Below are 23015 nucleotides of genomic sequence, written 5' to 3' on the forward strand. Positions count from 1 at the left end.
GCCCAGTATGAATACAAGCCAGCCGCAGCATGACCCCGCATTGGCGGTCACGCTGCCGAAAGACCTCGATCTGGTGCTGCGCGTGATGCCGATGCCGGCCGATTCGAACAGCAACGGCGACATCTTCGGCGGCTGGATCATGGCCCAGGTCGACCTCGCCGGCTCGGTGCTGCCGGCGCGCGTCGCGAAGGGCCGCGTCGTGACGGTCGCCGTCAACGAGTTCGTGTTCAAGCAGGCGGTGTCGATCGGCGACCTGCTGAGCTTCTATGCCCGGGTCGATCGCATCGGGCGCACCTCGATCACGGTGCACGTCGAGGTCTATGCCGAGCGCAACCCGGCCGACCTGAAGGTCGTGAAGGTCACCGAGGCGAACCTGACCTATGTCGCGATCGACCGCGACGGGCAACCGCGGGTGATTCCGCGCGACTGATGGCGATGCGCCTGATCGATGCGGCGCAGACGGCCGCCCTGCTGCCGTGGCGGCCGCTGGCCGATGCGGTCATGCGCGCGGCGATCGAACGCGATGAAGGCCGGCTGCAGGCGCCGGTGCGCAGCAGCTTCGCGCTGTCGGGCGACGACAGGCTGTTGCTGATGCCGGCCAGCGATGCGCACTACGCGAGCGTCAAGCTGGTGACGGTGAACCATGGCAACCCGGCGCTCGGGCGCGAGCGCGTGCAGGGCGAGGTGCTGCTGATGGCCCGCGCGACCGGCGAGCGGCTTGCGATGTTCGATGGCGTCACCGTGACGGCGCGGCGCACCGCGGCGGTGTCGTTGGCCGCGGCCTTGGCGTTGAAGGTGCCGGCCGGCGAACGCTTGCTGATCGTCGGTGCCGGCGCGCAGGCGCTGGCGCATGGGCTGGCCTTCGATGCGGTGCTGGCGCCGGCGTGGATCGGCGTGGCGGCGCGTTCGCGCATGTCGGCAGACGCGTTGGTCGCGGCGCTCGCGGCGCAGGGGGTGACGGCGCATCCGGTCGACGACATCGGCGCCGAGATCGGCCGTTGCGGGTTGATCGTCACCGCGACGACGAGCCGGTCGGCGGTGATCCCCGATGCGTTGCGCCCCGGCGCACGCGTGTTCGCGGTCGGCGCGTTCACGCCGGCGATGTGCGAGCTGCCGGCGGCGCTGGTGCGGCGGGCCGCGCTGGTGGTCGACGACCTCGACGGGGCGAAGGAAGAGGCGGGCGACCTGATCCAGGCGGGCGTCGATTGGTCGAAGGTGCGGGGGCTGGCGCAGGCCGCGGAGCTTGCCGATGCCGGCGATGCGCCGGTGGTGTTCAAGAGCGTCGGCAGCGCGGCGTGGGATCTTGCCGCGGCGCGGTTTGCGTGGGACCGGCTGAGCGCCTGTTGAACCTCAATCCACGAAGAAGTCCGGCACGAACTCCGTCGTCCCCGGCGTCACGCTGTACTTCTCGAGGTCGGTGACCCCATGCCGCGCCAGCAGCTCGTCATCGATGAAGAAGTTCCCCGTCGTCTGCCGCGCATCGCTGGTCAGCACCAGGTACGCCGCATCGGCCAGGATCTCCGGCGTGCGGCAGCGCGCGATGTCGGCGCCCGGGATCATCTGCAGCGCCGCCGTCGCGATCGCGGTGCGCGGCCACAAGCTGTTGACGCCGATGCCCAGCGGCCGGAACTCGCCCGCGTGCCCCAGCGTGCATTCGCTCATGCCGTACTTGGCCATCGTGTAAGCGACGTGCGGGCTGAACCAGCGCTCGCGCATCGACAGCGGCGGCGACATGTTCAGCACGTGCGGGTTGCGCCCGGCCTGCGCGGCCTTCGCCAGGTGCGGCAGGCAGGCCTGCGTCACCAGGTAGGTGCCGCGCACGTTGACGCCGAACATCAGGTCGAAGCGCTTCATCGGCGTGGCCGTCGTCGGCGTCAGGCTGATCGCGCTCGCGTTGTTGATCAGGATGTCGATGCCACCGAAGCGCGCCACCGCCTGCTCCACCGCCGCCAGCACGCTGGCTTCGTCACGGATGTCGGTCTGCACCGGCAGCGCCTGCCCACCGGCGGCCTCGATCTCGGCGGCGGCCGAATGGATGGTGCCCGGCAGCTTCGGGTTGGCCTCGGTCGTCTTGGCCGCGATCACGATGCGCGCGCCATCGGCTGCGGCGCGCTTCGCGATCGCAAGGCCGATGCCGCGCGACGCGCCGGTGATGAACAAGGTCTTGCCCGCCAAGGTCTGGTGGTTCTGGCTCATGGGGTCTGTCTCCGCGTGGGGGTGGTGGCCGGCAGGCGCGGCGCGAGCTCGGTCGCGATCATGCCGGCCAGTTGTTCGGCCCACAGCGCATACACCGCCGGGCCGGGATGGAAGCCGTCATCGGCCATCAGGATGCTGTCGGACATGCGCTCGTTCTCGAACGGCACCGGCAGCCACCAGCGGTCGGGCCAGCGCTTGATCCAGTCGGCGAGCGCCCGGTTGTAGCGCCGCGCGTCGGCGCCGAGCACCCAGCGCAGCGGGTTCGGCAGCAGCGGGAACGAATGGATGGGCGGCACGCCGCTGTGCACGACCTGGCGCACGCCGGCCCGCCGGATCGCGACGCCGTCGAGTTCGTCGAGCTGGGCCAGCCAGCGCCGCACCGGCACCTGCGAGATGACGTCGTTGACGCCGAGCGCGGTGACCATCACGTCGGCCGGGTGCAACGCCGCGCTCTCCAGCGCGATCAGCGCGTCGCGCGTGGTGTCGCCGGTGTGCGCGACCAGCTGCCACACGACCGCACCGCCCAGCCGCTGCGACAAGGCCTCGCTGAGCCGGCCGGCCAGCGCCTGGCCCTGCGTCGGCGCGCCGACACCGGCCGCCGACGAATCGCCGACGATCAACACGCGCATGCGCACGCGGCCGGTGCCGGCCACGCCCTCGCGCGAGCCTTCGGCCTCGGGCAGGCGCAGCGCGAGACGCCGCACGCGGGCACCCTGCCACAGCAGCAACGGCGACAGCAGCACCTTGGCCGCGGTGAGCATCGACCGGGCCGTCTTCAGCTGAACTGCGAGAAATCGGGCTTGCGCTTCTGGAAGAACGCGCTGAAGGCCTCGCGTGCCTCGGGGCTGGTGAGCCGCTCGGCGAAGATCGCCGCTTCGGCCTGGATGGCCTGCAGCGTGCTCTCGCTGCCGGCGCGGCGCAGCAGCTTCTTCGTGTCGCGCACGGCGCCCGGCGGCAGCGCGTTGAAGCGCTCGGCGATGCGGCGGGCGTGCGGCGCGACCTCGGCGGTCGGCAGCACCGCGTTGGCGATGCCCATCTCGACCGCCTCGGCACCGGTGAACGGCTCGCCGAGCAGGATCTTCTCGGCCGCCTTCACGCGGCCCACCAGCTGCGGCACCACCAGGCTGGACGCGAACTCCGGCACCAGGCCCAGGCTGACGAACGGCATCGCGAGGCGCGCCTCGTCGGCCACGTAGACCAGGTCGCAGTGCAGCAGCATCGTGGTGCCGATGCCGATCGCGGCGCCGGTGACGGCGGCCACCACCGGCTTCTCGCAGCCGTTCAGCGCCTGCATGAACTGGAACACCGGCGAGTCCTGGCCGCTCGGCGGGCGCTTCATGAAGTCTTCGAGGTCGTTGCCCGAGGTGAAGATGCCGGGCTGGCCGGTGATCAGCACCGCGCGCACCGCGCCGTCGGCCTGCGCGGCCTTCAGGCCGTCGGCCATCGCCTGGTACATGTCGATGGTGATCGCGTTCTTCTTCTCGGGGCGCGCGATCTCGATCGTGAATACGCCGTTCAGCACGGCGGTCTTGATGCTCATGTCGTCTCCTTCATCGTGTGCAGTGAGGCAGGGCCGAAGCCTTGCAGCAAGGCCGTCATGCGCGGCCAGAGTGTCGCCTGGAACTGCTCGCGGAACAGCCCGAAATGCCCGATGCGCTTCGCTTGCACGTCGGCCGGCGCGATGCGCTCGATGCGGCGCGGCGCGTTCGGGTAGCAGTCGACCAGCACACGGGTGCCGCGCTCGGTCATCAGTTCGTCGTCGGTGATCGACAGCGCGACCAGCGGGAAGCGCGCCGCCTCGAACTGCTCGCGCACCGCCGTGCCCTCGGCCCCGACGTGGTAGCGCGGGTGCAGGCACCAGCGCCGCCATTGCAGCATCACGCCCTTCGGCAGGTCGCCGACCTTGCGCAGCCGCTTGCCGGGGAAGTAGCCGAACAGCGCGGTCGCGACCGGTACCAGCAGGTACCAGAAGTACAGGACCGTGCGGCGCAGCGGCGGCGCGTTGTCGCGCCAGTAGCCGCTGCCGGCCGCCACCGAGATCAGGCCGTCGACCTGCGCGTGGTTGCGCAGCAGGCCGGGCAGCTGCGCACCCAGGCTGTGGCCGACGAGGTAGAGCGGCACACCGGGCGCGGCCTCGCGCAGCGCGTCGATCGCGCTGTCGTAGTCGCGGGCCCAGCTGAACAGGTCGGCCTTCAGGCCGCGCAGCGACGGCGTCATGCGCGACTCGCCCATGCCGCGGTAGTCGAAGGTCGCGATCGCGTAGCCCTGCCCGGCCAGCCATTGCGCGAACGGCTGGTAGTAGTCCTGCCGCACGCCCATCGCGCCGCCGATCAGCACCGCGGCTTTCGCGGTGCCGGTCGACGGGTACAGGCGCAGCGACAGGCGGCTGCCGTCGTCGGCCGTGAGTTGCCTCGTCTCCATGCTCACCTCCTGGCGGTGAAAACAAAGCCCGCTCTGCGGCGGGCTTGTCCGAGAGAGATCAGACGCGTTCGAAGATGCCGGCGGCGCCCTGACCCGTTCCCACGCACATCGTCACCATCCCGTACTTCAGGTTGTGGCGACGCAGCGCGTGGATCACCGTCGCGGCACGGATCGCACCGGTGGCGCCCAGCGGATGGCCCAGCGCGATCGCGCCGCCCATCGGGTTCACCTTGGCCGGGTCGAGCCCGACGCTGTTGATCACCGCCAGCGACTGCGCGGCGAACGCCTCGTTCAGCTCGATCCAGTCCATGTCCTTCAGGCTCAGGCCGGCGTAGCGCAGCGCGGCCGGGATCGCCTCGATCGGGCCGATCCCCATGATCTCCGGCGGCACGCCGCGCGCGGCGAAGCTGACGAAGCGGGCCAGCGGCTTCAGGTCGTACTGCTTGACGGCCTTCTCGCTCGCGAGGATCAGCGCACCCGCGCCATCACTCGTCTGCGAACTGTTGCCGGCCGTCACGCTGCCCTTGGCGGCGAACACCGCCTTCAGCTTGGCCAGGCCTTCCGGCGAGGTGTCGGCGCGCGGGCCTTCGTCGAGGCTCACGGTGCGGGTCTTCACGCCCTGTTCGCCGGTCAGCAGGTTCGGGAAGCGCTCGACGATCTCGATCGGCGTGATCTCGTCGGTGAACTCGCCCGCCTTCTGCGCCTTCAGCGCGCGCATGTGCGATTCGTACGCGAACGCGTCCTGCGCCTCGCGGCTGACCTTCCATTGCGCGGCGACCCGTTCGGCCGTCAGGCCCATGCCGTACGCAATGCCGACGTTCTCGTCCTTGGCGAACACCTGCGGGTTGAACGACGGCTTGTTGCCGCCCATCGGCACCAGGCTCATCGACTCGGCACCGCCGGCGATCAGCACATCGGCCTCGCCGACGCGGATGCGGTCGGCCGCCATCTGGATCGCGGTGACGCCCGACGCGCAGAAGCGGTTCACCGTCACGCCGCCCACCGGGTGCGCAAAGGCCAGCGCGACCGCGATGCGGGCCATGTTCATGCCCTGCTCGCCCTCGGGGAACGAGCAGCCGATGATGGCGTCCTCGATGGCCTTCGGGTCCAGCGTCGGCACCTGGGCCATCGCGCTGCGGATCGCGGTGACCAGCAGGTCGTCCGGGCGGGTGTTCTTGAAGTAGCCCCGGCCGGAGCGGCCGATCGGGGTGCGGGTGGCGGCGACGATGTACGCGTCTTGCACTTGCTTGCTCATGTTCTTTGCTCCGTTCAGTTGCCGTCAATTACGAACAGGCTTGCCGGTCTGCAGCATGCCCATGATGCGTTCCTGGCTCTTCGGATGTTCCAGCAGCCCGCAGAAGTGCTTGCGCTCCAGCGCCATCAGGTACTCCTCGCTGACCAGCGAGCCGGCATCGACATCGCCGCCGCACACCACGTCGGCGATCAGCGCCGAGATGTGGAAGTCGTGCGCGCTGATGAAGCCACCGTCGCGCATGTTGACGAGCTGCGCCTTGATGGTCGCGATGGCGTTGCGGCCGGCCACCGGGAACAGCGTCTTCGCCGGTGCGCGGTAGCCGCTCTCGAACATCGCCTTGGCCTGCTGGATCGCGACGAACAGCAGCTCGTCCTTGTTCGGAACGATCACGTCGCTCCACAACAGGTAGCCGAGCTTGCGGCTCTCGATCGCGCTGGTGCCGACCTTGGCCATCGCGGCGTTCGTGAAGCCGTCGGTCAGGAACTTCAGGATGTCGGCGTTCGCGTTCGCGGCGCTCGCCATCTCGGCCGCGCGGCGCGCGATGTACGCGAGACCACCGCCGCCCGGGATCAGGCCGACGCCCACTTCCACCAGGCCCATGTAGCTTTCCATTGCCGCGACGCGCTTGGCGGAATACACCGACAGCTCGCAGCCACCGCCCAGCGCGATGCCGCGGATCGCCGAGACAACGGGCACTTGCGCGTAGCGGATGCGCAGCATCGCGTCCTGCAGCTTCTTCTCTTCGGGCGCGATGCCCTTGGCGCCGCTCTTCATGAACACCGGCATCAGCGCCTCGAGGTTGGCACCGGCCGAGAACACGTCATCGGGCGACCAGATCACCAGGCCCTTGTACTTGGCCTCGGCGATCTCCACCGCCTTCAGCAGGCCTTCGGTGACGGTCGGGCTGATCAGGTGCAGCTTCGCGGTGATGCTGGCGATCAGCACCTCGCCGTCGAGCGACCAGACGCGCACTTCGTCGTTCTTGAACTCCTGCGTGCCGGCCTTCAGCGGATCGGTCGCACCCGAGCCAAGCACCGCCTCGGGGAAGTGCTGGCGCGCATACACCGGCAGCGTGCTGCCCGGGATGTACTTGTTCAGCGCCGCGCTCCACGAGCCTTCGGCGGTGTGAACACCGTCGCGGCCGTCGAACACCCAGGCGGGCAGCGGCGCCTTGCTCAGTGCCTTGCCGGCGTCGATGTCGGCCTTGACCCACTCGGCGACCTGCTTCCAGCCGGCGGTCTGCCACAGCTCGAACGGGCCTTGCTGCATGCCGAAGCCCCAGCGCATCGCGAAGTCGACCTCGCGCGCCGAATCGGCGATGTCGGCCAGGTGCACCGCGACGTAGTGGAAGCTGTCGCGCAGGATCGCCCACAGGAACTGCGCCTGCGGGTTGGTCGATTCGCGCAGCAGCTTCAGGCGCTCCGGCGCGGCCTTCTTCAGCATGCGCGCGACGATCTCGTCGGCCTTGCCGCCTGCCGGAACATAGTCGGCCTTGGCGGGGTCGAGCCGCAGGATGTCCTTGCCGACCTTCTTGTAGAAGCCGGCACCGCTCTTCTGGCCCAGCGCGCCCTGCTCGATCAGCTTGGCCAGCACCGGCGGCGTCGCGTAGCTGGGGAAGAATGGGTCGTCGGCCAGGTTGTCCTGCAGCGTCTTGACGACGTGCGCCATCGTGTCGAGGCCGACCACGTCCGCGGTGCGGAAGGTGCCCGAGCTCGCACGGCCCATCTTCTTGCCGGTCAGGTCGTCGACGACGTCGTACGTCAGGCCGAAGTTCTCGGCTTCCTTGATCGTCGCCAGCATGCCGGCGATGCCGACGCGGTTGGCGATGAAGTTCGGCGTGTCCTTTGCGCGCACGACGCCCTTGCCGACCGCGGTGGTCACGAAGGTCTCGAGCTGGTCGAGGATCTCCGGACGCGTCGTCGGGGTCGGGATCAGCTCGACGAGGTACATGTACCGCGGCGGGTTGAAGAAGTGGATGCCGCAGAAGCGCGGCTTGATCTCTTCGGGCAGCACCTCGGACAGCTTGGTGATCGACAGGCCCGAGGTGTTGCTCGCGATGATCGCGTGGGGCGCGATGAAGGGCGCGATCTTCTTGTACAGGTCGAGCTTCCAGTCCATGCGCTCGGCGATGGCCTCGATGATCAGGTCGCAGTCTTTCAGCAGCTCGCTGTGCTCTTCGTAGTTGGCCTGCTGGATCAGCGCGGCGTCTTCCGGAATGCCGAGCGGCGACGGCTTCAGCTTCTTCAGGCCCTCGACGGCCTTCGTGACGATGCCGTTTTTCGGACCTTCCTTGGCCGGCAGGTCGAACAGCACGACCGGCACCTTGACGTTGACCAGGTGAGCGGCGATCTGCGCGCCCATCACGCCGGCGCCGAGGACGGCGACCTTGCGGACGTTGAAGCGACTCATGTTTCTTCTCCTTTGACTTTGATTTACTCGACCCGGATCCAGGTCTGGGTGCGCCCGAACAGCGGCGCGCCGACATAGCCTCGAACTTCCAACTTCTTGCCGCCCTCGACCGGCTTCAGGCGCAGCTTGTAGGTCTTGCCGTTGGCCGGGTCGAGGATGGTGCCCCCGTCCCACAGGCCGTCGGTGTCGGCGCTCTTCTTCGCGCCGCGGATGATGGACAGGCCGACCAGCGGCTGGCCCTTGCGGTCGTCGCTGCATTCGTCGCAGACCGCGTCCTGCTTCGCGTCGGGGTCGAGCAGCTTCTCGAGCTTGCCGCTGATCACGCCGTCGGTGTCGACGATGCGCACCAGCGAGCGCTCTTTCTTCGTGCTGTCGTCGATCGTCTTCCACAGGCCCGCGGGCGTGCTCTGCGCGTAGGCGCTCGACAGGGTCAGCGTGGCGGCCAGCGCCAGCAGCAGTCTCTTCATCGCGTTGTCTCTCCTGATTGTTTTTGATTCGATGGCGGTGGAACGCGAGGCCTCAGAACAGCGCCTCGTCCATTTCCATCAGCGGCTTCAGGCCCGAGCGCGCCGTGCGGATCAACGACGCGGTCTCGGGCAGCAGCTTCGCGAAGTAGAAGCGCGCGGTCGCGATCTTGGCCTTGTAGAACGGATCGCCGCCGTCGAGCTTCTCAAGCGCGACCTTCGCCATGCGGGCCCAGAAGTACGCGAACACCAGGTGGCCGGCCACGCGCAGGTAGTCGACTGCCGCGGCGCCCACTTCGTCGGCGTTGCCGAAGGCCTTCATGCCCAGCTCGGTGGTCAGCTTCGTGACCTTGTCGCCCAGCTCGGCCAGCGGGTTCACGAACTCCTGCATCGCCTCGTTCGTGCCCTCTTCCTCGACGAACTCCTGCACCAGCTTGCCGAACTTCTTCAGCTTGGCACCGTTGTCGGAGAGGATCTTGCGGCCCAGCAGGTCCAGCGACTGGATCGTGTTGGTGCCCTCGTAGATCATGTTGATGCGGGCATCGCGCACGTACTGCTCCATGCCCCATTCCTTGATGTAGCCATGGCCGCCGAACACCTGCATGCAATGCGAGGTCGCGATCCAGCCGTTGTCGGTGATGAAGGCCTTGATGATCGGCGTGATCAGCGCGACCAGGTCGCCGCAATCCTTGCGCACGTCCTCGTCGTCGGACGACAGCTCCTTGTCGAGCTGCAGCGTGGTCCACATCGCGAGCGCCCGGCCGCCTTCGGCATAGGCGCGGGCGGTCAGCAGCATCTTGCGCACGTCGGGGTGCACGATGATCGCGTCGGCCGGCTTGTCCGGGTTCTTCGGGCCCGACAGCGCGCGCATCTGGATGCGGTCCTTCGCGTACGCCACGGCGTTCTGGTAGGCCACTTCGGTCAGGCCCAGCGACTGCATGCCGACACCCAGGCGGGCCGCGTTCATCATCACGAACATCGCGGCGAGGCCCTTGTTGGGCTGCCCGACCAGCGTGCCGACGGCCCCTTCGAGCACCATCTGCGCGGTCGCATTGCCATGGATGCCCATCTTGTGCTCGAGGCCGCCGCACCAGATGCCGTTGCGCGAACCGATCGAGCCGTCGGCATTGACGTTGAACTTCGGCACCGCGAACAGCGAGATGCCCTTCGAGCCGGCCGGCGCGTCCGGCAGGCGCGCCAGCACCAGGTGGATGATGTTCTCGGCCAGGTCGTGCTCGCCGGCCGAGATGAAGATCTTGTTGCCGGTCAGCTTGTAGGTGCCGTCGGCCTGGGGCTCGGCTTTCGTGCGCAGCAGGCCGAGGTCGGTGCCGCAGTGCGGCTCGGTCAGGCACATCGTGCCGGTCCACACGCCGCTGGTCAGCTTCGGCAGGTACAACGCCTTCTGCGCGTCGGTGCCGTGCGCATGCAGCGCCTCGTAGGCGCCGTGCGACAGGCCGGGGTACATGGTCCAGGCCTGGTTGGCCGAGTTCAGCATCTCGTAGAAGCACTGGTTCACGACGTGCGGCAGGCCCTGGCCGCCGAAGGCCGGGTCGCAGCTCAGCGCCGGCCAGCCGCCTTCGACGTACTGTGCGTAGGCTTCCTTGAAGCCCTTCGGCGCGGTGACCTCGTGCGTGCTCTTGTCGAGCGTGCAGCCTTCTTCGTCGCCGCTCTGGTTCAGCGGGAACACCACCTGCGATGCGAACTTGCCGCCCTCTTCGAGCACGGCGTTGATCGTGTCGAGGTCGATGTCGGCATGCGCCGGCAAGGCCTTCAGTTCGTCGACCACGTTCAGCACTTCGCTCATCAGGAACTGCATGTCACGCAACGGAGGGGTGTACTGAGCCATCGGAAAAACTCCTGGGAAAGAAGTGAAAAGTCGAAAAATCGGGGTTCAGCGGCGCGCAGCGCGCACCAGCTTGTCGGGGGCGGCGGCCGTATCGACCGCGTAGTAGCTGACGACGCGCTCGAAGGCATGGCGGGCGCGGTCGAGCGCGCCGGGGATGCGCAGGAAGCGGGCGTCGTGGTGCAGCGCGAGGATCAGGCCGTGGATCTCGAACAGCATCTGCAGCGGGTCGGTGTCGGTGCGCAGCTGGCCTTCGTCGATCGCGATGCGGATCGCCTTCTCCAGCGCGGTGTGCCAGGCCTGCACCATGGTCGCGAGCGCATCGCGCACGGGGCCCGGCCGGTCGTCGAACTCGACCGCACCGCTGATGTAGATGCAACCCGAATCCAGCTCGATCGACACCCGCTTGACCCAACGCTCGAACAGCGCACGCAAGCGGGGCAAACCCCTGGCCTCGCGCACGGCAGGGAAAAACACTTCTTCCTCGAACTTGGCGTGATACTCGCGGATCACGGAGATCTGCAGTTCCTCGCGGGAACCGAAGTGCGCGAAGACGCCGGACTTGCTCATCTGCGTGACCTCGGCCAGCGCCCCGATCGACAGGCCTTCCAGCCCCATCGAAGACGCCAGGCCGAGCGCGGCTTCGAGAATCGTCGCCCGCGTCTGCTGGCCCTTCTGCAGGGTCTTCGAGACATCGCGGGACGCGCGACCGGTGACGGGCGCTGCAGTGTTCACGGGTGTATCGGTTGTGTCGCTCACGGGTGCATCCACAAAATCGAACGGTCGTTCTATTTTGCAGGTTCCGCGCAGATCACGCGCTGCTATTTCGAGCAAGCCGTCTGTTTCTGTAGGGTTTAGTGCCTAGAAAGCGACGGCACTGCCGGCCGCCAAGGGTTAACCCGGGCCACGGGTTATCGCCTCTTCCGGTGATCCGCGTGTGACAACGTGCGCTTGTGGCGCCAACGCACTGCAGTATTCGCGCCACGGTTGAGCGAAATGCAGTGAATGGATTACGCTCCGAGGAAGGAGATCATCCGTGGAAGTGCTCCAGCTCGATGTGTCCGGCCGGCCCCAGTCGTGGATTTCAGCGAAGGAGGCAGCCATCATCTACGCCAGCGACGGTGTCGCGTGGACGCTCGGTGATGCGTTCTATGTGCTGCGTGGCGGCATGCAGCGGCGCACGGGCCTGCAATCGCGCATCGAGGTGCACCCGATCATCGCGGTGCGCGGGGCGATCCCGAGCCGGGCCTGGCGCCAGACGCCGGCGCTGTCGAACCCCAAGCTCTTCGCGCGCGACCGGCAGGTGTGCGCCTACTGCGCCGGGCGTTTCCACATGGACGACCTGACCCGCGAGCACATCATCCCGACCTCGCGCGGCGGGGTCGACAGCTGGATGAACTGCATCACCGCCTGCCGGGCCTGCAACGGCCACAAGGGCAACCGGATGCCGGAAGAAGCGCACATGTCGCTGATGTACCTGCCCTACGTGCCGAGCCTGCACGAGGACATGATCCTGCGCGGCCGGCGCATACTCGCGGACCAGATGGAGTTCCTGCTGGCGAGCGTGCCCCGGCACAGCCGCCTGCGGATCTGACTTCCGCTTTCTTTACATCGCCGCCGCGGAACTCACCGCACGGCCGACTCGTCCATGCAGATGAGTAACGAGGAGTGACCCCATGAACAAGCTTTTGATCGCCGTGGCCGTTGCCGCCACCTTGAGTGCCTGCGCCACCAGCAGCCCCGATGTCGTGTCGCGCAATGAAGCGCAGCGCCTGTCGCAAATTCAAGACGCCACCGTGCTGTCGGTGCGGTCGGTCGTGATTGACGGCTCGCAATCCGGCGCCGGTGCGGTGACCGGCGGCGTGGTCGGCGGCATCGCCGGTGCGTCGGTCGGCGGGCACCGCGAAGCGGTGGCCGTCGGCGTGCTGGCCGCGGTGGCCGGCGCGGTGGTCGGCAACGCGATCGAGCGTGCCGGCACCCGCGAAGAAGCGCTCGAGATCCTGGTGCAGCTGCGCAACGGCGAACGCCGCTCGATCGTGCAGGCCAAGGGCAAGGAGACGCTGACACCGGGCGAACCGGTGATCCTGGTGTCGACGAACGGCAAGACGCGCGTGATGCGCGCCCCGGCCGTCACGCAGCCGGCACCGGTGCCGGCCGCCCCGTCAACGCAAGGCTGATGCGCTGAACCGGCTCATCCGCCGCGCAGGCGGGTGAGCAAGCCGGCGGTCGAACCGTCGAGCCCCGTGGTGTCGCCCGAGGCGAGCCGCGGCAGCAGTTCGTTGCACAGCGCCTTGCCGAGCTCGACCCCCCACTGGTCGAAGCTGTTGATGCGCCACAGCGCACCGCTGACGAACACCCGGTGCTCGAACAGCGCGATCAGCGCGCCGAGGCTGCGCGGCGTCAGTTCGTCGAGCAGCAGCGTCGTGCTGGGCCGGTTGCCGGGGAAGGTGCGGTGCTTCGCGAGCGTCAGCGCATCGAGCGTGGCCGAGGCCGTCGGCGCCTTCTCCTTCATTGCCTGCTCGGTCGTCTTGCCCACCATCAGCGCCTGCGCCTGCGCGAGGCCGTTGGCCAGCAGCTTGGTGTGCAGGTCGCTCAGCGAATGCGTCGGCCGCTTGACGAGCAGGAACTCGACCGGGATCACGTCGGTGCCCTGGTGCAGCATCTGGAAGTAGGCGTGCTGGCCGTTCGTGCCGGGCTCGCCCCACACGACCGGGCTGGTGCCGAACGGCAGCGCTTCACCGTCGATGTCGACGCGCTTGCCGTTGCTCTCCATCTCGAGCTGCTGCAGGTAGGCCGGCAGCCGCTTCAGGCCCTGGTGGTACGGCGCCATGCTGCGGCTGGTGAAGCGGTGGAAGTTGCGGTACCAGACGTCGATCAGGCCTTGCAGCACCGGGAGGTTCTTCTCGAGCGGCGCCTGCGCGAAATGAACGTCCATCGCGTGCGCGCCGGCCAGCAGGCCGCGGAAGTTGTCGGCGCCGATCGCCAGCGCGATCGGCAGACCGATCGCCGACCACAGCGAGTAGCGCCCGCCCACCCAGTCCCAGAAGCCGAAGGTGGTGGTGATGCCGAACTCGGCCGCGGCCTTCACGTTGGTGGTGGTCGCGACGAAGTGCTGGTGGATCTCTTCGCCGCCCTGCGCCAGGAACCAGGCCTTCGCGGCATGCGCGTTGGCCATCGTCTCTTGCGTCGTGAAGGTCTTGCTCGCGATGATGAAGAGCGTTTCCTGCGGCTTCAGCCGGCGCAGCACCGGCGCGATGTCGTGGCCGTCGACGTTCGACACGAAGTGGAACGTGAGGCCCGGGTGCACGAAGGTGTCGAGCGCCGGCACCACCATCTGCGGGCCCAGGTCGGAGCCGCCGATGCCGATGTTGACGACATGCCGGATGCCGCTGGCCGCGGTGTCGCGCACCGTCTCGGCGTAGCCGAGCATCGCGTCGAGCACCGTGTGCACCTCGCGGCCGAACGGCGATGCGCCTTCGGGTGCGCGCAAGGCCACGTGCTGCACCGCCCGACCTTCGGTGACGTTGACCGGGTCGCCGCGCAGCATCGCATCGCGCTGCGACTCGATGCCGCATTCGCGCGCCAGGTCGACGAGGAACTTCAGCGTCGCGGTGTCGACGCGGTTCTTCGACAGGTCGGCGAAGATCTCCGGCGCCTCGACGCTCAGCGACGCGAAGCGGTCCGCGTCGCGCGCGAATGCCTCGCGGATGTCGAAGTCTCGGCCGTGCGCCTCGAAGTGCCCGGCCAGCGCGGCCCAGGCCGAGGTGCGGTCGCAGCGCGGGAAGCCGCTCACTTCAGGCCCTCGATCAGCTTGTCGAGCTTGCCGGCGTCAACCGCAAAGGCGCGGATGCCTTCGGCCAGCTTCTCGGTGGCCATCGCGTCGTCGTTCAGCGCGAAGCGGAAGCTCTGCTCGTTGAAGGTCGCCGCATGCAGGCTCGCGCCCTTCGCGTTGGCCGGGTCGAGCTGGCGGGTGATCGGCGCTTCGCTCGCCTGCATCTGCGCGAGCAGCTCGGGGCTGATCGTCAGCAGGTCGCAGCCCGCGAGCGCGGTGATCTGGCCGACGTTGCGGAAGCTCGCGCCCATCACCTCGGTGGCAATGCCGAACTTCTTGAAGTAGTTGTAGATCTGGGCCACCGACTTGACGCCCGGGTCGTTGACGCCGGCGTTCGCCGCCTCGTCCCACTGGCTGCCGGCCGATTTCTTGTACCAGTCGTAGATGCGACCGACGAAGGGCGAGATCAGCTTGACGCCGGCATCGCCGCAGGCCACCGCCTGGCAGAACGAGAACAGCAGCGTCAGGTTGCAGTTGATGCCGTCGCGCTGCAGGATGCGCGCCGCCTGGATGCCTTCCCAGGTGGACGCGAGCTTGATCAGCACCCGCTCGCGGCCGATGCCCGCGGCTTCGTACAGCTCGATGATGCGGCGCGCCCGCGCGACGCTGCAGGCGGTGTCGAAGCTCAGCCGCGCATCGACCTCGGTCGACACCCGGCCCGGCACCACCTTCAGGATCTCCTGGCCGAAGCGCACCAGCACCTGGTCGACGATGCCCTCGAGCGGCAGGCTCTTGTGCCGGGCCACCGTCTCGCTGAGCAGCGGCGCGTAGTCGGCGTGCTGCACCGCCTTCAGGATCAGCGACGGGTTGGTCGTCGCATCCTTCGGCGCGAACTGCGCCAGTTGCTTGAAGTTGCCCGTGTCGGCGACAACGGCGGTGTACTGCTTGAGCTGGTCGATTTGATTCATGGCAAGACGCTGTTGAGCACAGGAAGGAAATTAGAACCCGGCTGGCGTGACACGCGCGCACGCCGACGACGGTTTGTTTTCAGAACGTAACCCGAAGTTCCACCGGCCGCATGATGCACCTTCAGGCGCCCCTCGTGCGGGGCGGGTTTCGTTGACGCTGCTCGGAAACTTGGGCATCATCCCGGTGAAACTAAATTACATCGTCGACCGCCTGCGTCGACTTCACCACTGAGGCAAGGCATGTCTTTCGATCTCGTTTTCTTCGGCGGCACGGGCGACCTGACGTGGCGCAAGCTGATGCCGGCCCTGTTCCAGGCCTTCCGCCACGGCAAGCTGCCGGCCGGTGGCCGCATCCTGGCGGTGGCCCGCGACGAGCAGAGCGACGACAAGTACCGCGCCTGGCTGAAGGAGCGCTTTCAAGAGGTCGAAGGTGCCAAGCGCCCGACCGATGAAGAGTTCGCCCGTTTCGCCGACATGCTGCATTACCGCCGCATGGACCTCTCGCAGCCCGAGCACTACGCCGGGCTCAAGAAGTGGATCGAGGAGCGCAATGCCGACACGGCGGTGCTGTACCTCGCCACCAGCCCGCATCTCTTTCCGCAGATCTGCGAGCAGCTCGGCGTCGCCGGGCTGAACACGCCGCGCATCCGCGTCGTGCTTGAAAAGCCGTTGGGCCACGACCTGCAGAGCGCGCAGGAGATCAACCGCGTGGTGCGCTCGGTGTTCAGCGAGACGCAGGCCTTCCGGATCGACCACTACCTCGGCAAGCCGTCGGTGCAGAACCTGATGGCGCTGCGCTTCGGCAATGCGCTGTTCGAGCCGCTGTGGCGCCGCGAGAGCATCGCCAACATCCAGATCACGCTGGCCGAGGCGATCGGCGTCGGCACGCGTGGCGATTTCTACGACCGCACCGGCGCGCTGCGCGACATGGTGCAGAACCACGCACTGCAGCTGCTGACGATGATCGCGATGGAGCCGCCGTCGCGCAACGATGCCGATGCGATCCGCGACGAGAAGCTGAAGGTGCTGCGCTCGCTGAAGCCGTTCACCGAAGAGAGCGTCGGCCGCGACGTGGTGCGCGGCCAGTACCGCGCCGGCACGGCCGGCGGGCAGCCGGTGGTCGGCTACCTGCAGGAGATCAAGGTGCCCGCGGGCAGCCAGTGCGAGACCTTCGTCGCGCTGCGCACCGAGGTGCAGAACTGGCGCTGGGCCGGCGTGCCCTTCTACCTGCGCACCGGCAAGCGGCTGGCCGCGCGCGACGCACAGATCGTCGTCAATTTCCGCCCGACACCGCACAGCATCTTCCCGGGCCACAACCAGCCGAACAAGCTGGTGATCAACCTGCAGCCGGAAGACGGCCTCGAGCTGCACCTGCTGGCCGCCAAGGGGGCCGGGCAGCAGGAGCAACTGGCGCCGGTGTCGCTGGACCTCGACTTCGACAAGGCCTTCGCCGAGAACCGCGTGGGCGCCTACGAGCGGCTGCTGCTCGACGCGATCGCCGGCCGGCTGAACCTGTTCGTGCGCAGCGACGAGCAGGAGCAGGCCTGGCGCTGGGTCGAGCCGATCCTCGACGCCTGGGGCAAGGACAGCACCGGCCCGCGCCCCTATGCGGCGGGCACCTGGGGCCCGGCGGCCGCGAGCGCGCTGGTCGCACGCGACGGCTTCGCGTGGTCCGAAGAACAGTAATCGGAACACTTCATGCTGGACCGCATCCGCGCCTCGATTCCGGCGCTTCCCCCTGCGGAACAGCGCGTGGCGAAGCTGGTGCTGGCCGACGCCCGCAGCTTCGCGAGCCTGCCGGTCACTGAGCTGGCCGACCGGGCGCACGTCAGCAAGCCGACGGTGGTGCGCTTCTGCCGCAGCGTCGGCTACGACGGGCTGGCCGACTTCAAGCGCAAGCTGGCCGGCAGCGTCAACGAAGGCGTGCCTTTCGTGCACCGTGCGGTCGACGAAGACGACAAGCCGGGCGACATCGTCGTCAAGGTGATCGACAACGCGGTCAGCGCGCTGCTGAAGTACCGCAACGACGCTGCCAGCCTGGCGTTCGATCGCGCGATCACGGTGCTGACCGAGGCCGGCCGCGGTGGGCGGCGCATCGAGTTCTATGGTGTCGGCAATTCGGGCATCGTCGCGCAGGACGCCCAGCACAAGTTCTTCCGGCTGGGCGTCAATGCGCTGGCCATCAGCGACGGCCATGTGCAGGTGATGAGCGCGACGATGCTGCAGCCGGGCGATTGCGTCGTGATCATTTCGAACTCCGGGCGCAGCCGCGACCTGATCGACGTGGCTGACATCGCGCGCAAGAAGGGCGCGACGACGATCGTGATCACCGCGAGCGGCTCGCCGCTGGCGCAGATCGGGCAGTCGGGCAGCAACCAGATCCTGCTGGCGGCCGATCACCCGGAAGACTACGACCGCTACAGCCCGATGGTGTCGCGGCTGCTGCACCTGATCGTGATCGACATCCTGACCACCGGCGTCGCGCTGCGGCTGGGGAGCGAGTTGCGGCCGATGCTGCAGGAGATCAAGCGGAATCTGCGGGCGAAGCGGTACGCGCAGGCTGAGTAGCTTGTCGGGTTCTCAGTGCGGCAAAGGCGCGGGTGGGGAGGCTGTGGCTCGCCGGCCGGGTCGGTCATCGCCCCTTGGGGGGCGATGACTCCCCTCCGCTGACCCGTCCTGATTGGCGCTCCACAGCCTCCCCACCCGCGCCTTTGCGGGCACCGCTGTGCTGTGTTTGGGGGAAAAAGACTGAAGTGACCGACGAGCGTGCCGGCGCTCGCATGCTTGTCGGTCACTTCAATCTTTTCCCCCCAACAAGAGCGGGTGGGTCTGCGCGGCGCGGCGCGCCTAAGAGGCCTTCAGCAACAGCCCATCCACACCATACAGCCGAGCCAGCTCAGCCAGCTTCGCCGGTGCATTGCGCACCGCGAAGCCCTTGCCGAAGGCCGTGGCCAGGCGCTGGCATTCCAGCAGCACCGCCAGCGCCGCCGAATCGAATTGCGCCAGGCCCGAGGCATCCACCGTCACGGTGGGCTCGGACTGGGTCTTCACTTCCTGCTGCAAGGCCTGCGACAGCATGCGCTGCGTGTCGCGGGCCTCGCGCGTCGTCACGGTGTCGGGCAGCAGCAGCATGCGGGCCTCAGCTCTTGCCGGCGGCCGCCGACTTGTTGCGCTCGATCAGCTTGGCGATCAGGCCGTCGATGCCGCCGGCACCGATCTCCTGCGCGAAGCTGTTGCGGTAGTTCTCGACCAGCCACACGCCGAGCACGTTGACGTCATAGATCTTCCATCCGTCGGCCGCCTTCTCGAGGCGGTAGTCGAGCTGGATCGGATCGCCCTTGCCGCGGATCTCGGTGCGAACGATCACCTCGGTGTCTGCAGGCGTCGAGCGCATCGGCTTCAGCTGCACGGTCTGGTCACGCACCTGCGCCAGCGCACCGGAATACGTGCGCACCAGCAGCGTCTTGAACTCATCCTGCAGCTTCTTCTGCTGCTCGGGCGTGGCCTGGCGCCAGTAGCGGCCGACCGCCGAAGCCGTCATGCGCTGGAAGTTGACGTGCGGCATCACCTTGGCTTCGACCAGCGCCGAGACCTGCTTCACGTCACCGGCCTGGATCGACTTGTCGGCCTTGGCGGCGTCGAGCACCTCGGACGACACCTGCTTGACGAGCTGGTCCGGCGCCTGCTGCGCGAAGGCGGTGGCACTGGCGACCGCGAGCGTCGCGGCGGAGATCCATCTGACGATTTGTTGGCTGAGCATCTGTGGTTCCTTTCTGGGAAGAGCCTCGCAGCTCGGTGCGGGCACGGTAACCGGAGTTCGCGGCGTCTGCGCCGCGGCCCGACATGACCTCAACGGCAGCGGGTGTCTGCCGGTTGGCCGCCGGATCGTTTCCGGGAGGTGAAGTTCATGGCTTGGGTCCGGACGCGGGTGCCGCCGGCGCGGTTGCGGATGCCGGTGCCGAGGCGGCTGCCGGCGCGGCCGCAGCCGCGTTGGGCGGCGTCTCATCCTGGTCGTAACGCTCGTCCTTCGATTCCGGCACCTCGCCGTCGTAGACCAGGCTGCGCCGGCGCTGCAGGTAGGCGTCGCGGATGAAGGTGTACTTGTCGAGCGCGATGTCGTCGAGCATACCGGTCGCGCCGAGCAGCGCGGCGCGCTCGTTGACGAAACCGACGCCGACCACCGCATAGCGCGCCAGGCTGTCGTTGAAGGCCAGCGCCGGCGACACCGAGCGGTCGATCGGCAGCGCGAACGAATCGCGCAGCGTCGACGGCCCGAAGAACGGCCACACCACGTAGGGGCCCGAGGCAATGCCCCAGCGGCCGAGCGTCTGGCCGAGGTCTTCGTTGTGGCGGTCCAGCCCCATCTCGGTCGCGACGTCGAAGAAACCGCCGAGGCCGAAGATCGTGTTGGTGGTCACGCGCATCACGTCCTGCATGCCGTCGTTGACCTTGCCCTGCAGCACGTTGTTGAAGGCCGACCACAGGTCCGACACGTTGCCGAAGATGTTGCTGATGCCGCGGCGCGTCGGCTGCGGCACGACATCGCGGTAGGTGGTCGCCACCGGCTTCAGCACCGCGGTGTCGAGCGCGTCGTTGAAGTTGTAGACCTTGCGGTTCCAGCTCTCCCACGGGTCGACCCGCTGCACCGGCTTGCCGTCGGGCCCGGGCGCGGTGGTCGCGCAACCGGTGACCAGCGCGAGCCAGGCCAGCGCGAGGCCGGCCAGGACCCGCCGCCACGGCGACTGCAAGGCCCGCAGGTTCACTTCTTCGCTCCGCTGGCGGGCGCCGCCGCGGCGGCAGGCGAGCCTGAGTCGGCCGCCTTGCTGTACAGGAACTGGCTGATCAGGTTCTCGAGCACCACCGCCGACTGCGTCTGGCTGATGACGTCGCCGGCCGCGAGGTTCTTCTCCTCGGCGCCGGCCTCGAGCCCGATGTACTGCTCGCCGAGCAGGCCGGACGTGAGGATCTTGGCCGAGCTGTCCTTCGGGAACGCGAACTTCTTCTGCAGCTGCAGCACGACACGCGCCTGGTAGCTCTTGTCGTCGAAGCCGATCGACTCGACGCGGCCCACGACCACGCCGGCGCTCTTGACGGCCGCGCGCGGCTTGAGCCCGCCGATGTTGTCGAACTTGGTGATCACCTGGTAGGTCTCGTCGAAGTTCAGGCTCAGCAGGTTGCCGGCCTTCAACGCGAGGAACAACACCGCTGCCGCGCCGATCAGCACGAACAGGCCCACCCACACATCGTGACGAGATTTCTGCATCGTCGCCTCTTTCTTCAAATCGAGAACATCATGGCTGTGAGCACGAAATCGAGCCCCAGCGTTGCAAGCGATGCCATCACGACGGTGCGCGTGGTGGCGGCGGAAACGCCTTCAGGCGTCGGCTTGCAGTTGTAGCCCTGCAGCAGCGCGATGAAGGTGACGGTGAAACCGAAGACGATGCTCTTGATCACGCCGTTGCCGACATCGGCCCAGACATCGACGCCGCCCTGCATCTGCGACCAGAACGAGCCTTCGTCGATGCCGATCAGCGGCACCGCGACCAGCCAGCCGCCGAGGATGCCGACCGCGCTGAACACCGCCGCCAGGAACGGCATCGCGATCACGCCGCCCCAGAAGCGCGGTGCCAGCACGCGCTTGATCGGGTCGACCGCCATCATCTCCATCGCGGCGAGCTGCTCGCCGGCCTTCATCAGGCCGATCTCGGCCGTCAGCGAGGTGCCGGCGCGGCCCGCGAACAGCAGCGCGGTGACGACCGGGCCCAGCTCGCGCACCAGCGACAGCGCGACCAGCAGGCCCACCGCCTCGGCCGAGCCGTAGCGCTGCAGCGTGTAGTAGCCCTGCAGCGCGAGCACGAAGCCGACGAACAGGCCCGACACCGTGATGATCGACAGCGAGCGGTTGCCGAGGAAGAAGACCTGGTCGCTGACCAGGCGCGGGCGGGCGAAGCTCGCGCTGCCGAGGCCGCCGAGCTGGAAGAACAGGCGCGCGGCGTCGCCGATGCCGGCGAGCTTGCCGCGCACCGCGAAGCCGATGTCGGCGGGGTTGTACCAGCTCATCGGGCCGCTCCTGCGCTGAAATCTTCCTCGACCGACACGGCCGGGTAGTGAAAGCGCACCGGCCCGTCGGTCTGCGCCTTGACGAACTGCTGCACCAGCGGATCGTCGCTCGCGCGCATCTCGGCCGGCGAGCCCTGGGCCGCGATCTTGCCGTTGGCGACGAACACGATGTGATCGGCGATCAGGAAGGTCTCGGCCACGTCGTGCGACACGACGATGCTGGTGACGCCCAGCGCGTGGTTCAGGTCCTTGATCAGCGTCGCGGCGACGCTCATCGAAATGGGGTCGAGGCCGGCGAACGGCTCGTCGTACATGATCAGGTCGGGGTCGAGCGCGATGGCGCGTGCGAGCGCGACGCGGCGCGCCATGCCGCCCGACACCTGCGACGGCAGCAGGTCGCGCGCACCGCGCAGGCCGACCGCGTTGAGCTTCATCAGCACCAGGTCGCGGATCATCGCCTCGCCGAGGTTGGTGTGCTCGCGCAGCGGGAACGCGACGTTGTCGAACACCGACAGGTCGGTGAACAGCGCGCCGAACTGGAACAGCATGCCCATGCGCCGGCGCATCGCGTGCAGGCCTTGCGCATCGAGGGTGGCGATGTCGACGCCGTCGAACAGCACCTGGCCCTTCATCGGCTGCAGCTGGCGCCCGATCAGGCGCAGCACCGTGGTCTTGCCGCCGCCCGAGGTGCCCATCAGCGCGAGCACCTTGCCGCGCGGCACGCTGAGGTTGACGTTCTCGAGGATCACCCGGTCGCCGTAGCCGCAGGTGACGTCGCGCAGCTCGATCAGAACAGGCGCGGCTGGCACCGCGGTTTGAGGGGTCGACATGGATCGGAACCGGCGGCCCGTTGGGGCGGACGTCTGTAGCGAAGCCGCAATGATAGGGGAAAGCCCGCACCCCTCGGTTTCAGCCCATTGTCCGGTTTCATCGACAGACGGCGACTTCCGCCTGATGCCCGGCGCCCTCCCCGGGGGATGCACCACAGATAATTTGCGCAGAGGAAGGATCCATGGCCACCACACACTCCAACACAAATTACAGCATGCGACACAGCCGGCGCCCGCTCGGCGTGACCTTGATCGAGCTGATGGTCACGCTGGCGGTCATGGCCGTCCTGGTCACCATCGCCGCCCCGTCGTTCAGCCGGTTGATCGCCTCGAACCGGCTGACGAGCCAGACCAACGAATTCATCCTCGCGCTGAACCTGGCGCGCTCCGAGGCCACCCGGCGCGGGCAGCCCGTGACGCTGCTGGCCACGGCCACCGCCACCCCGGTGTTCCAGTCCGGCTGGCAGATATTCACCGATGCCAATGGTGATGCCGCCATGGAGTCGCCGGCGACAGCAGCAGACGGCACGGTGCTCCGCGAAAGCGCGGCCGCACCGGGCAACACCACGATCACGCGCGTGACGATGAGTGGCTCGACGGCCACCACGGCGACCGCGAGCGCGGTGCCCGACCGGATGTACGTGACCTTCAATGCGCTGGGCGGCAAGTATTCCGGCGCCGCGGCTTACTTCAAGGTCTGCGATTCGTCGATCCCCTCGCTGCCGGGCCGCGTCATCCAGGTATCGCTGGTCGGACGGGCGTCCCTCTATCTCAACAACATCTCGTGCCCGTGACAA

Annotated in this window: 24 protein-coding genes; 7 read left to right on the forward strand and 17 right to left on the reverse strand. The window is 68.0% G+C overall.

The window, feature by feature from the left end; translation table 11 throughout:
- Positions 1-7: 7 nt before the first annotated feature.
- Together ACXJLU_RS10010 and ACXJLU_RS10015 are read left to right on the forward strand one after the other, a co-directional pair.
- Positions 8-430, forward strand: a complete 423-nt coding sequence (locus ACXJLU_RS10010) for an acyl-CoA thioesterase (RefSeq protein ID WP_073467429.1) — start codon at positions 8-10, stop codon at positions 428-430.
- Positions 430-1347 carry a delta(1)-pyrroline-2-carboxylate reductase family protein gene (locus tag ACXJLU_RS10015; protein ID WP_457330398.1) on the forward strand — a complete coding sequence of 306 codons (918 nt, stop codon included), beginning with the start codon at positions 430-432 and terminating at the stop codon, positions 1345-1347. Before ACXJLU_RS10010 ends, ACXJLU_RS10015 begins: the two co-directional genes overlap by 1 nt.
- Before the next feature lie 3 nt (positions 1348-1350).
- On the opposite strand, the gene ACXJLU_RS10020 is transcribed toward ACXJLU_RS10015, so the two are convergent.
- Genes ACXJLU_RS10020 through ACXJLU_RS10060 form a run of 9 tightly spaced genes read right to left on the reverse strand, consistent with a single transcriptional unit; the run spans position 1351 to position 11323 of the window.
- Entirely contained in the window at positions 1351-2196 is an 846-nt protein-coding gene (locus ACXJLU_RS10020; RefSeq protein WP_457330400.1) for an SDR family oxidoreductase, read from the reverse strand.
- Positions 2193-2957, reverse strand: coding sequence for an SGNH/GDSL hydrolase family protein (locus ACXJLU_RS10025; RefSeq protein ID WP_457330402.1), 765 nt, complete (start codon positions 2955-2957; stop codon positions 2193-2195). The genes ACXJLU_RS10020 and ACXJLU_RS10025 overlap by 4 nt, the downstream gene beginning before the upstream one ends.
- Before the next feature lie 14 nt (positions 2958-2971).
- Positions 2972-3736: an enoyl-CoA hydratase gene (locus tag ACXJLU_RS10030; protein WP_457330404.1), complete on the reverse strand. Its 765-nt coding sequence runs from the start codon at positions 3734-3736 to the stop codon at positions 2972-2974.
- The gene (locus ACXJLU_RS10035; protein WP_457330406.1) at positions 3733-4617 is read right to left on the reverse strand and encodes an alpha/beta hydrolase family protein; all 885 of its coding nucleotides are present in this window, start codon (positions 4615-4617) and stop codon (positions 3733-3735) included. Before ACXJLU_RS10035 ends, ACXJLU_RS10030 begins: the two co-directional genes overlap by 4 nt.
- Positions 4618-4675: 58 nt before the next feature.
- On the reverse strand, positions 4676-5872 hold the full coding sequence (locus ACXJLU_RS10040; RefSeq protein WP_457330408.1) for an acetyl-CoA C-acyltransferase: 1197 nt from the start codon (positions 5870-5872) through the stop codon (positions 4676-4678).
- Between the two features lie 24 nt (positions 5873-5896).
- Positions 5897-8281, reverse strand: coding sequence for a 3-hydroxyacyl-CoA dehydrogenase/enoyl-CoA hydratase family protein (locus ACXJLU_RS10045; protein WP_457330410.1), 2385 nt, complete (start codon positions 8279-8281; stop codon positions 5897-5899).
- A 23-nt stretch (positions 8282-8304) separates the two neighbouring features.
- Complete coding sequence (locus ACXJLU_RS10050; protein WP_457330412.1) at positions 8305-8748, reverse strand: DUF2147 domain-containing protein; 444 nt, start codon at positions 8746-8748, stop codon at positions 8305-8307.
- Positions 8749-8800: 52 nt separating this feature from the next.
- Entirely contained in the window at positions 8801-10591 is a 1791-nt protein-coding gene (locus ACXJLU_RS10055; protein WP_457330414.1) for an acyl-CoA dehydrogenase C-terminal domain-containing protein, read from the reverse strand.
- Between the two features lie 45 nt (positions 10592-10636).
- Positions 10637-11323 carry a TetR/AcrR family transcriptional regulator gene (locus tag ACXJLU_RS10060; RefSeq protein ID WP_457330416.1) on the reverse strand — a complete coding sequence of 229 codons (687 nt, stop codon included), beginning with the start codon at positions 11321-11323 and terminating at the stop codon, positions 10637-10639.
- A gap of 301 nt (positions 11324-11624) precedes the next feature.
- On the opposite strand from ACXJLU_RS10060, the gene ACXJLU_RS10065 reads away from it, so the two are divergent.
- Both ACXJLU_RS10065 and ACXJLU_RS10070 read left to right on the forward strand, forming a co-directional pair.
- Complete coding sequence (locus ACXJLU_RS10065) at positions 11625-12182, forward strand: HNH endonuclease (protein WP_073467440.1); 558 nt, start codon at positions 11625-11627, stop codon at positions 12180-12182.
- Positions 12183-12264: 82 nt separating this feature from the next.
- Positions 12265-12765, forward strand: a complete 501-nt coding sequence (locus ACXJLU_RS10070) for an outer membrane lipoprotein (RefSeq protein WP_073467441.1) — start codon at positions 12265-12267, stop codon at positions 12763-12765.
- Between the two features lie 14 nt (positions 12766-12779).
- On the opposite strand, the gene pgi is transcribed toward ACXJLU_RS10070, so the two are convergent.
- On the reverse strand, positions 12780-14381 hold the full coding sequence (pgi, locus tag ACXJLU_RS10075) for a glucose-6-phosphate isomerase (protein WP_457330419.1): 1602 nt from the start codon (positions 14379-14381) through the stop codon (positions 12780-12782).
- The gene (gene tal / locus ACXJLU_RS10080; protein ID WP_457330421.1) at positions 14378-15328 is read right to left on the reverse strand and encodes a transaldolase; all 951 of its coding nucleotides are present in this window, start codon (positions 15326-15328) and stop codon (positions 14378-14380) included. Before tal ends, pgi begins: the two co-directional genes overlap by 4 nt.
- Positions 15329-15568: 240 nt before the next feature.
- On the opposite strand from tal, the gene zwf reads away from it, so the two are divergent.
- Both zwf and ACXJLU_RS10090 read left to right on the forward strand, forming a co-directional pair.
- On the forward strand, positions 15569-17014 hold the full coding sequence (zwf, locus tag ACXJLU_RS10085) for a glucose-6-phosphate dehydrogenase (protein ID WP_073467444.1): 1446 nt from the start codon (positions 15569-15571) through the stop codon (positions 17012-17014).
- A 12-nt stretch (positions 17015-17026) separates the two neighbouring features.
- Positions 17027-17896, forward strand: coding sequence for a MurR/RpiR family transcriptional regulator (locus tag ACXJLU_RS10090; protein WP_073467445.1), 870 nt, complete (start codon positions 17027-17029; stop codon positions 17894-17896).
- Between the two features lie 279 nt (positions 17897-18175).
- On the opposite strand, the gene ACXJLU_RS10095 is transcribed toward ACXJLU_RS10090, so the two are convergent.
- From ACXJLU_RS10095 to ACXJLU_RS10120, 6 genes are all read right to left on the reverse strand, one after another.
- Entirely contained in the window at positions 18176-18460 is a 285-nt protein-coding gene (locus tag ACXJLU_RS10095) for an STAS domain-containing protein (protein WP_457330423.1), read from the reverse strand.
- A gap of 7 nt (positions 18461-18467) precedes the next feature.
- Positions 18468-19088, reverse strand: a complete 621-nt coding sequence (locus ACXJLU_RS10100; protein WP_457330426.1) for an MlaC/ttg2D family ABC transporter substrate-binding protein — start codon at positions 19086-19088, stop codon at positions 18468-18470.
- Between the two features lie 145 nt (positions 19089-19233).
- Entirely contained in the window at positions 19234-20091 is an 858-nt protein-coding gene (locus ACXJLU_RS10105; protein WP_457330428.1) for an MlaA family lipoprotein, read from the reverse strand.
- Entirely contained in the window at positions 20088-20591 is a 504-nt protein-coding gene (gene mlaD, locus ACXJLU_RS10110) for an outer membrane lipid asymmetry maintenance protein MlaD (protein ID WP_073469055.1), read from the reverse strand. The genes ACXJLU_RS10105 and mlaD overlap by 4 nt, the downstream gene beginning before the upstream one ends.
- Positions 20592-20605: 14 nt before the next feature.
- Positions 20606-21388, reverse strand: a complete 783-nt coding sequence (gene mlaE, locus ACXJLU_RS10115; protein WP_457330430.1) for a lipid asymmetry maintenance ABC transporter permease subunit MlaE — start codon at positions 21386-21388, stop codon at positions 20606-20608.
- Entirely contained in the window at positions 21385-22218 is an 834-nt protein-coding gene (locus tag ACXJLU_RS10120) for an ABC transporter ATP-binding protein (protein WP_073469043.1), read from the reverse strand. Before ACXJLU_RS10120 ends, mlaE begins: the two co-directional genes overlap by 4 nt.
- Before the next feature lie 182 nt (positions 22219-22400).
- Here ACXJLU_RS10120 and ACXJLU_RS10125 point away from each other — a divergent pair, with 182 nt between their 5' ends.
- On the forward strand, positions 22401-23012 hold the full coding sequence (locus ACXJLU_RS10125) for a GspH/FimT family pseudopilin (RefSeq protein WP_457330433.1): 612 nt from the start codon (positions 22401-22403) through the stop codon (positions 23010-23012).
- The last annotated feature ends 3 nt before the right edge of the window (positions 23013-23015 follow it).

It is taken from the genome of Rhizobacter sp. P5_C2 (assembly GCF_054049715.1).

Coding starts and splice junctions, on each gene's coding strand:
- ACXJLU_RS10010 (WP_073467429.1), top strand. CDS start 8: ATGAATACAAGCCAGCCGCAGCATGACCCCGCATTGGCGGTCACGCTG.
- ACXJLU_RS10015 (WP_457330398.1), top strand. CDS start 430: ATGGCGATGCGCCTGATCGATGCGGCGCAGACGGCCGCCCTGCTGCCG.
- ACXJLU_RS10020 (WP_457330400.1), bottom strand. CDS start 2,196: ATGAGCCAGAACCACCAGACCTTGGCGGGCAAGACCTTGTTCATCACC.
- ACXJLU_RS10025 (WP_457330402.1), bottom strand. CDS start 2,957: ATGCTCACCGCGGCCAAGGTGCTGCTGTCGCCGTTGCTGCTGTGGCAG.
- ACXJLU_RS10030 (WP_457330404.1), bottom strand. CDS start 3,736: ATGAGCATCAAGACCGCCGTGCTGAACGGCGTATTCACGATCGAGATC.
- ACXJLU_RS10035 (WP_457330406.1), bottom strand. CDS start 4,617: ATGGAGACGAGGCAACTCACGGCCGACGACGGCAGCCGCCTGTCGCTG.
- ACXJLU_RS10040 (WP_457330408.1), bottom strand. CDS start 5,872: ATGAGCAAGCAAGTGCAAGACGCGTACATCGTCGCCGCCACCCGCACC.
- ACXJLU_RS10045 (WP_457330410.1), bottom strand. CDS start 8,281: ATGAGTCGCTTCAACGTCCGCAAGGTCGCCGTCCTCGGCGCCGGCGTG.
- ACXJLU_RS10050 (WP_457330412.1), bottom strand. CDS start 8,748: ATGAAGAGACTGCTGCTGGCGCTGGCCGCCACGCTGACCCTGTCGAGC.
- ACXJLU_RS10055 (WP_457330414.1), bottom strand. CDS start 10,591: ATGGCTCAGTACACCCCTCCGTTGCGTGACATGCAGTTCCTGATGAGC.
- ACXJLU_RS10070 (WP_073467441.1), top strand. CDS start 12,265: ATGAACAAGCTTTTGATCGCCGTGGCCGTTGCCGCCACCTTGAGTGCC.
- tal (WP_457330421.1), bottom strand. CDS start 15,328: ATGAATCAAATCGACCAGCTCAAGCAGTACACCGCCGTTGTCGCCGAC.
- zwf (WP_073467444.1), top strand. CDS start 15,569: ATGTCTTTCGATCTCGTTTTCTTCGGCGGCACGGGCGACCTGACGTGG.
- ACXJLU_RS10090 (WP_073467445.1), top strand. CDS start 17,027: ATGCTGGACCGCATCCGCGCCTCGATTCCGGCGCTTCCCCCTGCGGAA.
- ACXJLU_RS10095 (WP_457330423.1), bottom strand. CDS start 18,460: ATGCTGCTGCTGCCCGACACCGTGACGACGCGCGAGGCCCGCGACACG.
- ACXJLU_RS10100 (WP_457330426.1), bottom strand. CDS start 19,088: ATGCTCAGCCAACAAATCGTCAGATGGATCTCCGCCGCGACGCTCGCG.
- mlaD (WP_073469055.1), bottom strand. CDS start 20,591: ATGCAGAAATCTCGTCACGATGTGTGGGTGGGCCTGTTCGTGCTGATC.
- mlaE (WP_457330430.1), bottom strand. CDS start 21,388: ATGAGCTGGTACAACCCCGCCGACATCGGCTTCGCGGTGCGCGGCAAG.
- ACXJLU_RS10120 (WP_073469043.1), bottom strand. CDS start 22,218: ATGTCGACCCCTCAAACCGCGGTGCCAGCCGCGCCTGTTCTGATCGAG.
- ACXJLU_RS10125 (WP_457330433.1), top strand. CDS start 22,401: ATGGCCACCACACACTCCAACACAAATTACAGCATGCGACACAGCCGG.